This is a genomic window from Nocardioides sp. YR527 (assembly GCF_900101045.1).
Classification (GTDB): Bacteria; Actinomycetota; Actinomycetes; order Propionibacteriales; family Nocardioidaceae; genus Nocardioides.
The window spans coordinates 94,749-107,797 of the sequence record NZ_FNFN01000004.1 but is presented as its reverse complement, the minus strand read 5'-3'; the positions used below and the strand labels follow the sequence as shown (position 1 = coordinate 107,797).

General features: G+C 68.9%; 11 protein-coding genes. 4 read left to right on the top strand and 7 right to left on the bottom strand.

Features of this window, described 5'->3' with window-relative positions; translation table 11 throughout:
* The first annotated feature begins 73 nt into the window (after window positions 1-73).
* A complete protein-coding gene (locus BLT25_RS13190) occupies window positions 74-1,186 on the top strand; it encodes a glycosyltransferase family 4 protein (RefSeq protein ID WP_256328582.1) in 1,113 nt (370 codons plus the stop codon).
* Between the two features lie 85 nt (window positions 1,187-1,271).
* Here BLT25_RS13190 and BLT25_RS29880 read toward each other — a convergent pair whose 3' ends face one another.
* Window positions 1,272-1,427, bottom strand: a complete 156-nt coding sequence (locus BLT25_RS29880) for a hypothetical protein (protein WP_160024268.1) — start codon at window positions 1,425-1,427, stop codon at window positions 1,272-1,274.
* A 20-nt stretch (window positions 1,428-1,447) separates the two neighbouring features.
* Window positions 1,448-3,151 (bottom strand): MmpA family trehalose lipid delivery protein, encoded by a 1,704-nt coding sequence (locus BLT25_RS13185; RefSeq protein WP_143033740.1) that lies wholly within the window; start codon window positions 3,149-3,151, stop codon window positions 1,448-1,450.
* A gap of 156 nt (window positions 3,152-3,307) precedes the next feature.
* Here BLT25_RS13185 and BLT25_RS13180 point away from each other — a divergent pair, with 156 nt between their 5' ends.
* Window positions 3,308-4,573: a lipopolysaccharide biosynthesis protein gene (locus BLT25_RS13180; RefSeq protein WP_091046541.1), complete on the top strand. Its 1,266-nt coding sequence runs from the start codon at window positions 3,308-3,310 to the stop codon at window positions 4,571-4,573.
* 217 nt (window positions 4,574-4,790) lie between these two features.
* Here the strand turns inward: BLT25_RS13180 and polA are convergent, their stop codons facing one another.
* Window positions 4,791-7,478, bottom strand: coding sequence for a DNA polymerase I (polA, locus tag BLT25_RS13175; RefSeq protein WP_091046539.1), 2,688 nt, complete (start codon window positions 7,476-7,478; stop codon window positions 4,791-4,793).
* A 102-nt stretch (window positions 7,479-7,580) separates the two neighbouring features.
* On the opposite strand from polA, the gene BLT25_RS13170 reads away from it, so the two are divergent.
* Window positions 7,581-8,051 (top strand): hotdog fold thioesterase, encoded by a 471-nt coding sequence (locus tag BLT25_RS13170; protein WP_091046536.1) that lies wholly within the window; start codon window positions 7,581-7,583, stop codon window positions 8,049-8,051.
* 56 nt (window positions 8,052-8,107) lie between these two features.
* On the opposite strand, the gene BLT25_RS13165 is transcribed toward BLT25_RS13170, so the two are convergent.
* Complete coding sequence (locus BLT25_RS13165) at window positions 8,108-9,352, bottom strand: ABC transporter substrate-binding protein (protein ID WP_256328581.1); 1,245 nt, start codon at window positions 9,350-9,352, stop codon at window positions 8,108-8,110.
* A gap of 326 nt (window positions 9,353-9,678) precedes the next feature.
* Here BLT25_RS13165 and BLT25_RS13160 point away from each other — a divergent pair, with 326 nt between their 5' ends.
* Complete coding sequence (locus tag BLT25_RS13160; RefSeq protein WP_256328580.1) at window positions 9,679-10,248, top strand: GNAT family N-acetyltransferase; 570 nt, start codon at window positions 9,679-9,681, stop codon at window positions 10,246-10,248.
* Between the two features lie 79 nt (window positions 10,249-10,327).
* Here BLT25_RS13160 and BLT25_RS13155 read toward each other — a convergent pair whose 3' ends face one another.
* From BLT25_RS13155 to BLT25_RS13145, 3 genes are read right to left on the bottom strand one after another with little or no spacing between them, the layout of a single operon-like run.
* Window positions 10,328-11,107: an ABC transporter ATP-binding protein gene (locus BLT25_RS13155; protein WP_091046529.1), complete on the bottom strand. Its 780-nt coding sequence runs from the start codon at window positions 11,105-11,107 to the stop codon at window positions 10,328-10,330.
* Window positions 11,104-12,054 carry an ABC transporter ATP-binding protein gene (locus BLT25_RS13150; RefSeq protein WP_256328579.1) on the bottom strand — a complete coding sequence of 317 codons (951 nt, stop codon included), beginning with the start codon at window positions 12,052-12,054 and terminating at the stop codon, window positions 11,104-11,106. The genes BLT25_RS13155 and BLT25_RS13150 overlap by 4 nt, the downstream gene beginning before the upstream one ends.
* Window position 12,055: 1 nt before the next feature.
* Window positions 12,056-13,048, bottom strand: coding sequence for a branched-chain amino acid ABC transporter permease (locus BLT25_RS13145; RefSeq protein WP_091046524.1), 993 nt, complete (start codon window positions 13,046-13,048; stop codon window positions 12,056-12,058).
* Window position 13,049: the final 1 nt, after the last annotated feature.

Here is a 13,049-nt window from a genome sequence, read left to right as displayed (position 1 = left end):
CTGCGAGATTGCAGGGGAGCACTCTATTTTGCGCGCTACGGAGGGAGCGCAGCTGAACGGCAGCCATGTGGCCGTGTTCAGCTGGCGCGATTCTGACAACCCTGAAGCCGGTGGTGCCGAGCACTACCTCCATCAGATCACCGCCGGTCTGGTGGGCGCGGGAGCGCGGGTCACCGTGTTCACGGCCGCCTATCCCGGTGCGCCTGCCCGCGAGGAGCGCGACAACATCCGCTACGTACGCCGCGGCGGCAAGCTCAGCATCTACCTGTGGGGCGTGCTGCTGCTGGCGCTGGGGCGGCTGGGTCCGATCGGCCGCGTCGACGCGGTCATCGACGTGCAGAACGGGCTCCCGTTCTTCTGCCCGCTCGGCACCAGGGCACCGGTCACGGTGCTCGTCCACCACGTCCACCGCGAACAGTGGCCGGTGGTCTACCCCGGCCTGTCCGGGCGGGTCGGCTGGTGGGTCGAGTCGTGGCTCGCGCCGCGGCTCTACCGCCACAAGCAGTACGTCGCGGTCTCCCGCGCCACCCGGGCCGAACTGGCCACCCTCGGCGTCGACCCCGCCCGGGTCGCGGTCGTGCACAACGGCGCCGCGCCGGCGCTGAGCGACCGGCCGGCGAAGACCGAGCACCCCTCCATCTGTGTCGTCGGGCGGCTGGTGCCGCACAAGCGGGTCGAGCTCGCCGTCGACGCCGCGGTGGCGCTGCGGGCCTCCTACCCGGACCTGAGGCTGAGCATCGTGGGCGGCGGCTGGTGGGCCGACGAGCTGGCTGCGTACATCTCCCGGGTGGGGGCCGAGGACTTCGTCGAGATGCTCGGGCATGTCTCGGAAGAGACCAAGGAGGCCGTCTACGAGCGGTCCTGGCTGATGGCGCTGCCGTCGCTGAAGGAGGGCTGGGGGCTGGTCGTCACCGAGGCCGCCCAGCACGGCACCCCCACCGTTGCCTTCCGCGACGCGGGCGGGACGACCGAGTCGATCGACGACGGCGAGTCCGGGGTGCTGGTCGACGACCAGCCCGGCTTCGTGGCCGCGCTCGACCACCTGCTCGGCGACGAGATCCGCCGCAAGGAGCTGGCCGAGGGTGCCCGGTGGCACGCCCGCAAGCACACCTGGGAGCAGAGCCAGCTGAACTTCAACGCCGTGCTCGCCTCGGCGCTTCAGGGGCACGTGGTCAGCGCGGACTGACTGCTCTGCACGGTCGTAGAACTGTCGTAGAGACGGAGAAGAGGCCCGGCGGATCACCGCCGGGCCTCTTTCAGCTTTGTCTGGCTCAGTCGTTGGTGCCGTACTGAACCGTCGACTCAGAGACGCTCGGAGGATTCTCGACGGTGTTGTCCGTGCTGCTGGTGACGACTCCGACGATGGTCGCTGCGGCGACTCCGCCGCCGACAAGAATGCTGGCGACGATGGCAATGATGTTGCCCATGGATATGTGACCTCCCTCTCCTAGTCGCGAACATTAGCAGCCGGCCGGCGAACAATACTGATCAGTAGCAGAACTGTTGATGTTGTGGCTCCCAGCCAGGCCACGCCGTACGCCACCCATGCCACGGCCATCGCCGTCAGCCTCACCGGACCCATGGTGTAGGCCGCCGGCCGGGTCGCCTCTTCCGGCAATCGCTGCAGGAGCAGGTCGCCGCTGTCGTGGACCGTCTCCCCCGCCAACGGCGGCGCCTCGCCCGCAGTGCGGTCGGTGATGACGTACCCGATCCCGAGGCGGCTCAGCTCGGCTGCCCGTGCGCTGGGCTCCGGTGCGGCGAGAGCCTCGGCGGCCGCTGCCGCGCGCGGGTCCTCGCCCGCGATCTCGGTGCCGCCGATGACGAGGTCGCCGTTGATGACGCTCGCCCTGGGCAGCATCCTCGGCAGTGGGTCGAGGACGGGACGACGTCCGTTCCACGCCGGGGCTCGGTAGGCGGACCAGGGCAGGACGAGTACGTCGCCCGGTGCCGTCTCCTCGGCGAGCGCCGCGCCGGCCTGATGCCATGACGCCGGGTAGTCGGCCGTGCCGATGCCGCCGGCGAGACCCCAGGCCGCGTCGGGAAGGACGGCGATCGGGGCGAGGGCCAGGACGACCGCAGCGGCCCATCGGGGCGCGGTGCCGCGAAGCCGCTCGCGCAGGGCGTCGACCCCGGCCGCGACGGTCAGGACGAGCAGCGGCAGGCACAGCGGTAGCAGGCGGCTGCTGTCCCGCATCAGCGCTAGACCGGGGATGTTCTGGGCGAGGCCGTCGAGGGTCTGTGGTGCGGCCCAGCCGAGGATCGCGATCGCCATCCCCGCGACCCACAAGCCCAGGATCGCGATCCGTTGGCTGTCGCCGACCCACCATCGCCGGAGTCCGGCCCCGACCAGCCCCACCAGGAGCGCCAGAGCCGCCCAGGCCTGCCAGCCCTCGCGGCTGGCGGGGATGACCGAGGTGTTCCAGATCCCGCCGAGGGTGAGGGCTGCCAGCGGGGCGGGCAGGGCGTCGCCGCGCAGCGCGAAGACCTCGAACCCGGTGGCCGACGCCGCCTCCCCCGCATGGGTCAGGCCGGCGACCACCCAGGGCGCGTTGACCGCGGCGACCATCGCGAGCAGCAGGACCGGACGTCGGCCCCGGCGCAGACCGGTCGCGAGGACCACCGCTGCCGACACGATCCCCGCACTGGCGCTCAGGCTCCCGACGAGCAGGATCGGGAGCATCCACACCGGGCCACGCCCCACCGGCCCGCGCTCGACCGGACCGGGTCCGGCCGCGGCCCACCGGCGGCCGGCCAGCACCAGCCAGGGCACCGCGGCATAGGCCAGCAGCATCGGCCAGTGGCCCATCCACAGCCGCTCTGCGACGTACGGGCTCCAGACGGTCAGGCTCACCACCACCAACCGCGCGGCGAGCGAGCGCTCACGCACCAACTCCGCGGCACCCGCACCGGCGAGCACGAGCGCTCCCACCAGCACGAGCTTCTGCAGCACGAGCCCCGGCACGACCTCGTCCAGCACCGCGATCACGGCGTCCGAGGGCACCGCCCGCGGCAGCCCCGACCCCAGACCGAGCACATCCCGGGTCAGCGCGAGATCCGGCACCCACACCATGTCGTAGCTGAGCACGAACCCAGCCCCCAGCGCCGGCCCCAGCATCAGCACCGCGAGCACGCCCGCCCACACGGTAGGCACCACCCGATCCCTCACCCGGCCACCCTAGAACCCCGCCCCGCCGTGAAGGCACTTACGTCGGCCGAGACGGCAGTTGTGGCGAACGAGTTTCGATCCTGGGCGGATGCCGGTGCCGGCATGTGACCCGCCGCGCCCTAGGCTTTCCAAGTGCCCACGATGACCGCCAGCCCGATCAGCGCCCGCCGGCGCAGGCTGTCCGCGCTCATCCGCAGCAGCGGCTTCCTGGCCCTCTGCATCATGGTCACCAACATCGCGACCTACGGCTTCCAGATCATCGCCGCGCGGATCCTCGGACCCGGACAGTACGGCGGCGTCGCCGCGATGATGTCGCTGCTCCTCGTGGTCGGCGTCGTCCAGCTCGGGATGCAGGCGACGGCGTCGCGCCGGGTGACCGGGAGCCCCGGGCAGGAGCGGCCCATCGAGCGGACCGTGCTGCGAGTGACCTACCGGGCGGCCATCTTCGTCGGTGTGGTGATGCTCGCCGCCTCGCCGCTCGTATGGCGGGTGTTGCGGCTGGACTCGATCTATCCCGCGCTGCTGGTCGCGGTGTGTGCCGTGCCGCTGACGATCATGGGCGGTCAGGCCGGGGTGCTGCAGGGCGAACGCCGTTGGCTCGCCCTGGCGTTGGTCTACCTCGCGCTCGGCATCCCCCGCGTCATCGTCACCACGGCCGCGATGTGGATCCGCCCCACCGAGGGCGCCGCCATGGCCGGGGTCGCCCTGGCCCAGTTCGCGCCGGCTGTCGTCGGGTGGTGGGTGCTGCGACGGCGTACGTCTGCGGTCGATGCGGCGCCCCGGAGACACGGCGCAGGGGTCGACCGAATGCGTCCGGTCGTCGTCGAGATGCTGCACGGCTCGTTCGCGCTGCTCGGCTTCTTCGCACTCTCCAACGTCGACATCCTGATCGCGCGCAACGTGCTCTCCGACCACGTCTCCGGCCTGTACGCAGGGGGCCTGATCCTCACCAAGGCGGTGCTGTTCCTGCCACAGTTCGTGGTGATCATCGCCTTCCCGTCGATGTCGGCCGAGGCGAGCCGTCGCTCCGCGCTGATCAAGTCCCTGGCCTTGGTCGGCGGGCTCGGCGTCTGCGCGATCCTCGGCTCCTGGCTGCTGTCGGGGCTCGCGGTGGTCTTCATCGGCGGTGACAAGTACACCGAGATCCAGGACCTCCTCTGGGTCTTCGCGATCCTCGGCATGGTGCTGTCCGTGCTCCAGCTGCTGGTCTACTCGGTCCTGGCCCGGCGCAGCCGGCTCTCGGCGTACCTTCTCTGGATCGCCGTCGCCGCCGCCCTCGCCCTCGGCGCGATGCAGACCACCGTCGAAGGCCTCGTCTGGGCCGTCCTCAGCGTCGACGCCGTCCTCGCCGCCGTCCTCCTGGCAGTCACCTTCTGGCGACTCAACCAGACCCCTCACCGCAGCTGACCCCAGCCGAGGCGTCAGCCGCGTCGGCCGAAACGTCACTTCTGGCGGTCGAGACGTCACTTACGTCAGCCGAAACGGCAGGTATGGACGACGAAGGTGGAGTTTCGTCGCCCACAACGACCGATTCGGCCTTCCAGAACTGCCATCTCGTACGCCACAACTGCCGCCTCGGCCGACGCGAGTGACGTCTCGACCGACGTACGTGACGCCTCGGCGATCAGTGGGCGGCTTCGTGCCAGGACAGGCCGGTGCCGACGGAGACGTCGAGGGGGACGTTGAGGTCGGCGGCGGAGCCCATCTGCTCGCGTACGAGCGCCTCCAAAGCCTCCCGCTCCCCCGCGGCGACCTCGAAGACGAGCTCGTCGTGGACCTGGAGGAGCATCCGGGAGGAGAGGCCGGCCTCGTCGATGGCGGCCTGGACGCGGAGCATGGCAACCTTGATCAGGTCGGCGGCCGAGCCCTGGATGGGGGCGTTGAGCGCCATCCGCTCGGCGGTCTCACGCCGCTGACGGTTGTCGGAGAGCAGGTCGGGCAGGTAGCGGCGGCGGCCCATGATGGTCTCGGTGTAACCGGTGCGCCGCGCCTCCTCGACCAGGCTGCGCAGGTAGTCGCGGATGCCGCCGAAGGTCTCGAAGTACTCCTCCATCAGCCCGCGCGCCTCGCTCGGCTCGATCCCGAGCTGCTGGGAGAGGCCGAAGGCGGACAGGCCGTAGGCCAGGCCATAGTTCATCGCCTTGATCTTGGCCCGCTGCTCCACCGAGACCGCGTCGGGGTCGACGCCGAAGACCCGCGCGGCGGTGATCGAATGGAAGTCGCGTCCGGAGCGGAACGCCTCGATGAGCAGCTCGTCCTCGGACAGGTGAGCCATGATCCGCATCTCGATCTGCGAATAGTCAGCCGTCATCAGCGACTCGAAGCCGTCGCCGACGATGAAGCCCTTGCGGATCCCGCGACCCTCTTCTGTGCGCACCGGGATGTTCTGCAGGTTGGGCTCGGTCGAGGAGAGCCGCCCGGTGGCCGCGATGGTCTGGTTGAAGGTGGTGTGGATCCGGCCGTCGTCCTGCACGGTCTTCAGCAGTCCCTCGATGGTGACCCGCAGCCGGGTCACGTCGCGGTGGCGCAGCAAGGCGAGGAGGAACGGGTGCTCGGTCTTCACGTAGAGCTGCTGCAACGCGTCGGCATCGGTGGTCCAGCCGGTCTTGGTGCGCTTCGTCTTCGGCATGTCGAGCTCGTCGAAGAGCACCACCTGCAGCTGCTTGGGCGAACCGAGGTTGATCTCCTTCCCGATCACGCCGTACGCCTCGTCGGCCGCCTGTTTCATCTGGCCGGCGAAGTGTCGCTCCAGGGCGTCGAGGTGCTCGGTGTCGACCGCGATGCCGGTCTTCTCCATCCGCGCCAGCAGATGCAGCAACGGAAGCTCGACCTCGGAGAGCAGCCGGTGTCCGCCGGCGGCCTCGACCGCCGAGTCGAGCTCGACGGCGAGGTCGATCACGGCCCGGGCGTAGAGCATCGAGGTCCTGGCCACGCCGTCGCCGCCGACCTCGTCGTCGCCGAAGAGCGACTCCTGGCCGCCGTCGTCCTCCTGCTTGAGCTCACGCTTGAGATAGCGCAGGGTCAGGTCGGCGAGGTCGTAGGAGCGCTGGTCGGGCGCCACGATGTAGGCCGACAGCGCCGTGTCGGTCACCAGCCCGCCCAAGGTCCAGCCGTGGGCGTCGATCGCCAGCTCGGGCCCCTTGGCGTCGTGCATGATCTTCGGCCGCGAGGGGTCCGCGAGCCAGGCCGCCAGCGCCGCCTCGTCCTCGGGGGTGAGCTCCTCCACCCCCACGTACGCAGCCCGCTCCTGCGTCGCGAAGCCGAACCCGTCCACGCGGCCGGTGCCGGAACCCCAGGTCCCGCGCACATGCACCCCGACAGGCGTGGCGCCGAGCTCCTCGAGGAAGGCCGCGACGGCACCTGGAGCCAGCGTCGCGCCCTCCAGCGCGAACCCGCTCTCGTCGACCGGGACGTCGTCCTCGGGAGCGAGCACGTCGGTGATCCGGGTGCGGATCTCGCCACGGAACTCGAGCTCGTCGAGGAGCTCCAGCGCGGCTGCCCGATCCCACTCGACCCGCCCGAAGTCCGCCGGCCCGACCTCCAGGCTCAGGTCCCGGACCAGCGCGTTGAGCCGCCGGTTGCGCATCACGTCGCCGAGGTGGGCGCGCAGGTTGTCGCCGGCCTTGCCCTTGACCTGGTCGGCGTGGGTGATCAGGTTGTCGAGGCCGTCGTAGGTGTTGATCCACTTCGCCGCGGTCTTCGGGCCGACGCCCGGGATGCCGGGCAGGTTGTCGGAGTCCTCCCCCACCAGCGCGGCGAGCTCCGGATAGCGGTGCGGCGGGACCCCGTACTTCGTCTCGACGGCCTCCGGCGTCATCCGCGCCAGGTCGGAGACACCACGCATCGGATAGAGCACCGTCGAGGACTCGGTGACCAGCTGCAGCGAGTCGCGGTCACCTGTCAGGATCAGCACCTCCATCCCGGCCTCGAGCCCCTGGGTCACCAGGGTCGCGATGATGTCGTCGGCCTCGTAGCCCGCCAGGGACAGATGGCGGATGTGCAGCACGTCGAGCAGTCGCTGGATCAGCGGCAGCTGCGACTTGAACTCGTCGGGGGTCTTGTTGCGCTTGGCCTTGTACTCGGAGTACTCCTCCAGCCGGAACGTCTGCCGCGACAGGTCGAAGGCGACCGCCACATGGGTCGGGGTCTCGTCGCGCAGCACGTTGACCAGCATCGAGGTGAAGCCGTAGACGGCATTGGTGTTCTGCCCCGTGACGGTCGAGAAGTTCTCCACCGGCAGGGCGAAGAAGGCCCGGTAGGCCAGCGAGTGTCCATCGAGAAGGAGCAGTCGGTCACGCGTCACGTCAGGCACGGTCCGACTCTATCCACGACCACCGACAACAGCGCGACCGCGGGTCGAGACCCGCGCGTCCCCTGTGCTCAGACCCCGCGCAGCACATGCGACGATGCATCTATGACCGATGCATCGACCACCGACCAGCCCGTCTCGCCGACCGACAAGACGGCAGGCGAGACGTTCTTCGCCTCGCTCCCCCACGGCATGGGTGGCCTCAACGACAAGATGGGCGTCAAGATCCTGGAGATCTCCGCCGAGAAGGTCGTCGGCACCATGCCGGTCGAGGGCAACACCCAGCCGTACGGGCTGCTCCACGGCGGCGCCTCGGTCGCGCTCGCCGAGACGCTCGGATCCACCGGCTCCGGCATGCACGCCGCGTCCTTGGGCAAGATCGCCGTCGGCGTCGACATCAACGCCACCCACCACCGGTCCGCGACCTCCGGCATCGTCACCGGCACCGCGACGGCCATCCACCTCGGCCGCAGCTCGGCGGCCTACGAGGTCGTGATCACCGACGAGCGCGGCAAGCGGGTCTGCACCTCGCGGATCACCTGCTCGCTCATCGACGCCGACCGGATCTCGATGTAGGAACGTACGTAGAAGGGCCCCGGAGCGTGTCGCTCCGGGGCCCTTCACTGGGTGGATCAGACTTCCCCAGCGATGTACTTGACAGGGGCGTAGGTCGCCTTGTCGTTGTACTGGTAGATACCGATGGACGCGGCCGTCGGGCTACCGGTCTCGCCGAGCTCGATCGGACCGGACTTGCCGTCGTAGTCGATGTCCTTGCCGTCCTCGATGAGCTTGACGCAGTCCGCGTACGTCTCGCACTTCTCACCACCGGTGGTGATGTCGACGATCTCCTCGGCGATGGCCTCGCCGGCGTCGCTGTCGGCCTGCACCGCGGCCAGCGCGGAGACGATGGTGGCGTCGTAGGACTCGGCGGCGTAGGAGTAGTCGGCCAGCTTCGGGTCGACCTTCAGCAGCTGCTCCTTGAAGTCACCAGTGGTCTCGGCGCCCGGGAGGGTGCCCTTGACACCCTTGAGCTCACCCTTGGTGAAGTCCTTGGAGTAGTCCGACAGGTTGCCGTCGACGAAGTACGTCGGCAGCTTGGCCGGACCGGCACCCGCGGCGATGAGCTGCGGGATGAGCTTCTTGGTCTCCTCGAAGGCCACGACGACGACGGCGTCGGCACCCGAGCCGGCGACCTCGTTGATCTGGGCGTCGAACGAGGTGGCGTCCTCGGAGTAGAACGCCGTGGTGGCGACCTTGGAGCCGGCACCCTCGAGGTTGGCCTTGATCTCCTCGGCAAGCGTCTCGCCGTAGGCGTCCTGGCGGGCCAGGATCGCCACGTTGGTGCGCTTGTCCTCGAGCAGCAGGTTGGCCATGACGGCGCCCTGCAGGATGTCGGACGGAGCCGTGCGGAAGTAGAGGTCCGCCTTCGCGAAGTCACCTTCGTCGAACTCGGTCGAGGTGTTGGCCGGGGAGAACATCACGGTGCCCGACGACATGATCTTGTCGATCACGGTCATCGACACGCCCGAGGACGCGGTGCCGACGATGACGTCGGACTTGGCGTCGATGAGCTTGTCGGCCTCGGTGGGGGCGATCGCGGAGGTGGTGTCACCGGAGTCCGCTACGACAGGCACGACGTCCTTGCCGAGCACACCGCCAGCGGCGTTGATGTCCTGGATCGCCAGGTCGGATCCGGCGAACTCGGGCGGGCCGAGGAACGCGAGGCTGCCGGTCTGCGGGAGGAGCTGCCCGATGGTGAGAGTGCCGTCGCCCTTGGCGGCAGCCTTCTTCTCCGGCTCCTCGGAAGCGGTCTCGCCACCACAGGCGGCGAGGGTGAAGCTGAGCGCCAAGGCGCCGGCGCCTGCGGTCAGCTTCATCCAGGTAGAGGATGATGAGTTCACTGCTTTAGTCCCTCTTTCGTATGGGCTGGCCCGGCTCACGTCGGACCTTGCGGAGACACATTAGAGACGCTCGGAGGGCGAATCACCCGAGGGACCTGTCTTTTCACCAATCCGTTACATCTCCCCCATGGCATCATTGCCTGGGTTGCCGCCATCATCGGCTCCGTAAAGTCGGGGCCGTGGTGACATGATCACTCGGGAAACCCGATTCCGCCCGGGAACAGCCACGATCGTGGAGGAATTGTGATGATCTGTACGCACGGCACCCTTGGAGGACGGACTCGATGAGGGTGCCGGTGACGATGCGAGAGGCACGAGCCGATGACGCGCTCTTCCTCCTCGGCATCTGGCAGGACGCGCTGCGGATGGCGGACGCCCAGGAGCAGCTGGGCGACCTGGAGACGATCATCGGCGCCGCCGACGCCTCCCCCGACCAGCGCCTCCTGGTCGCCGAGTGCGGCAGCGAGCCCGTCGGAGCGGTCTACGTGCGCGCGACCACCTTCGGTCCGCTCAACCTGGAGCCGACGGTGCAGATCTTCGCGCCCCACGTCGTTCCCAGCTTCCGCCGCCGAGGTGTGGGCCGGATGCTGATGGAGGCGGCCGTCGCCTTCGCCGAGGAGCGCGGGATCAGGACGATCGCGGCCGCGGCCTCCGCCGGTGGCCGTGACGGCAACCGGTTCCTCGCCAGGATCGGCCTCGGCGCCCAGGCCGTCATGCGCGTGGCCCCGACCGCGGTCGTACGCTCCCGGCTCAACGTCTTGGGCCGGGCCCTGCCCCACGCCCGCCTGCAGCGCGGCCCGAAGCAGTCCAGCGCCGTCGGCGAGCTGCTCGCCGCCCGGCGCTCCCAACGACGCTCGCACACCGTCGCCTGACCACCGACGGCCAGGGCCCCGGAGCATGCTGCTCCGGGGCCCTGGCCGTTTCAGGACGTACGCCCGGTCTTGGCGCTCCTCAGTCCTCCTTGGCACCCAGGGTGCCGAGGTAGAGCTCGATCACCTTCGGGTCGTCGGCGAGCTCACGCCCTGCCCCGGTGTAGGCGTTACGACCCTGGTCGAGCACGTAGCCGCGATCGCAGATCTGCAGGCAGCGACGGGCATTCTGCTCGACCATCACGACCGAGACACCCGCCTGGTTGATCTTGCGGGTCTGCACGAAGACCTCGTCCTGCATGACCGGCGAGAGCCCCGCGGAGGGCTCGTCGAGCAGCAGGACCGACGGCTCCATCATCAGCGCCCGGCCCATCGCGACCATCTGACGCTCACCGCCGGAGAGGCCACCGGCGCGCTGCTTGCGACGCTCGCCGAGGGCCGGGAAGATCCCGGTGACGAACTCGAACCGCTCCGCGAACTTCTTCGGCGCCTGGTAGCAGCCCATCTCGAGGTTCTCCTCGATGGTCAGGCTCGGGAACACGTTGTTGTTCTGCGGAACGAACCCGATACCCCGCGAGACCAGCTCGTCGGCACGCTTGCCGGTGATGTCCTCACCCTTCAGCTTGACCGTGCCCTCGTGGATCTTCACCAGACCGAACAGAGCCTTGAGCAGGGTCGACTTGCCGGCGCCGTTGGGGCCGATGATGCCGACCAGCTCGCCGGGCTGGCAGTAGAGGTCGGTGTCGTTGAGGATGTTGACCCCGGGAAGGTAGCCGGCGATGAGCCCGTCGGCGCGGAGCACCGCACCCTCGGCCTCGCTCAGGTGCTTCTCGCGGAACTCCTCCGCTTCGGTGGAAGTCACTTCGAGTCCTCCTCTTGGACGATGTCGCCCTCGAGCTCCGCCTCGACCTCGGCCTCGAGGACCTCTTCGTCGAGCTCGCTCAGGTCGGTGTCGTGGTGGGCCCCGAGATAGGCGTCGATGACACGCTGGTCGGCCATGACCGAATCAGCAGTGCCCTCCGCGACGATCTTGCCCTGGGCCATCACGATGACCCAGTCGGAGATGTCGCGGACCATGTCCATGTCGTGCTCGACGAAGAGGACCGTGCGGCCCTCGTCGCGCAGCGACTTCACATGGCCGAGCAGCGACTGCTTCAGAGCGGGGTTCACACCCGCCATCGGCTCGTCGAGCATGACGACCTCCGGGTCGACCATCAGCGCGCGGGCCATCTCGAGCAGCTTGCGCTGGCCGCCGGAGAGCGACCCGGCGAAGTCCTCGCGCTTCTTGTCGAGCAGGAACCGGGCCAGCAGGTCGTCGGCCTTCTTGGTGACCTCGTCCTCCTGCTTGCCCCACAGGAACTTGAACGGCGCGGCCCAGAACCGCTCACCCTTCTGTCCCGTGGCGCCCAGCCGCATGTTCTCGATCACGGTGAGCTTGGCCAGCACCTTGGTGAGCTGGAAGGTGCGCACCATCCCGAGGCGGGCGACCTTGTAGGGGGCGACGCCCTTGAGCGACTTGCCCTCCAGGCTCCACGATCCGGTGTTGGGCTGGTCGAAGCCGGTCAGCAGGTTGAAGAACGTCGTCTTCCCGGCTCCGTTGGGGCCGATCAGCGCGGTGATCGCACCACGCTGGATCTCGACGTGGTCGACGTCGACGGCGGTGAGTCCTCCGAACGTACGCGTGATCTTGTCGGCGACGATGATCGGGTCGGACTTCTTGCTGCCCGGCTCCGTGCTCGCCCCGACCAGGCCCGCGGGGCCGGTCTTGCTCGCAACGGCGTTCGTCTCGGTGCTCGTCTGGTCTGTCATGTCAGCGTCCATCGATCGCGATCTCCCTACGGTCGCCGATGATCCCCTGGGGTCGGAAGATCATCAGCAGCATGATGGCCAGCCCCAGCATGATGTAGCGGATCACACTGGCCTGGGTGTCGGTCATGATCACCGTCGGGATCCATCCGCCCTTACCAGCTGACTGGCTGAAGAACGAGCCTAGCCCCGCGATCAGGAACCAGAACAGGACCGAGCCGATGACCGGGCCCATCACCCGGCCCGCGCCGCCGAGAAGCAGAGCGGCGAAGGCGTAGAACGTCATCAGCGTGGAGTAGTCGCTCGGCACGACCGAGGCCTGCTTGAGCGCCAGGAACATGCCGCCCAGACCACCGATGACACCACCGAGGGCAAGCGCCTGCATCTTGTACGCGAACACGTTCTTGCCCAGTGAGCGCACCGCGTCCTCGTCCTCACGGATGGAGCGGAGCACACGGCCCCACGGGCTGCGCATGAGCGCCCACACCAGCAGGCAGCACAGCGCGACCAGGACCCAGCCGACGGTCAGCGACCACAGGTCGTTGCGCCCGAAGGAGATGAACCCCAGATCGATGCCGCTGCTGTAGGGGTTGGCGTCCTGGAACGGCCCGGCGTACCCGTTGAGGCCGTTGGAGCCACCGAAGGTGTCCTTCATCTCCACCGAGCCGAAGACGAACCGCAGCACCTCGGCAGCGGCGATGGTGACGATCGCCAGATAGTCGGCGCGCAGACGCAGCGTCGGCACACCCAGGATCACGGCGAGCACCAGCGGGGCCACGATCGCCATGGTGATACCGAGCCAGAACGGCGCCCCGAAGGTGACCACGGAGACGGCCAGACCATAGGCGCCCACCGCGACGAAGCCGGCCTGGCCGAAGTTCAGCAGCCCGGTGTAGCCGAAGTGGATGTTGAGGCCGATGGCGGCCAGGGCGAAGACGATTGCCTGCGGGCCCAGTGCCTGCTGCAACGCCGCCCGGAGAATGTCGAGAATATCCATT

Bases quoted from the DNA above. Each gene is read 5' to 3' on its own strand.
- BLT25_RS29880 (WP_160024268.1), bottom strand. From the start codon at position 1,427: ATGGGCAACATCATTGCCATCGTCGCCAGCATTCTTGTCGGCGGCGGA.
- BLT25_RS13180 (WP_091046541.1), top strand. From the start codon at position 3,308: ATGACCGCCAGCCCGATCAGCGCCCGCCGGCGCAGGCTGTCCGCGCTC.
- BLT25_RS13170 (WP_091046536.1), top strand. From the start codon at position 7,581: ATGACCGATGCATCGACCACCGACCAGCCCGTCTCGCCGACCGACAAG.
- BLT25_RS13165 (WP_256328581.1), bottom strand. From the start codon at position 9,352: ATGAAGCTGACCGCAGGCGCCGGCGCCTTGGCGCTCAGCTTCACCCTC.
- BLT25_RS13160 (WP_256328580.1), top strand. From the start codon at position 9,679: ATGCGAGAGGCACGAGCCGATGACGCGCTCTTCCTCCTCGGCATCTGG.
- BLT25_RS13150 (WP_256328579.1), bottom strand. From the start codon at position 12,054: ATGACAGACCAGACGAGCACCGAGACGAACGCCGTTGCGAGCAAGACC.
- BLT25_RS13145 (WP_091046524.1), bottom strand. From the start codon at position 13,048: ATGGATATTCTCGACATTCTCCGGGCGGCGTTGCAGCAGGCACTGGGC.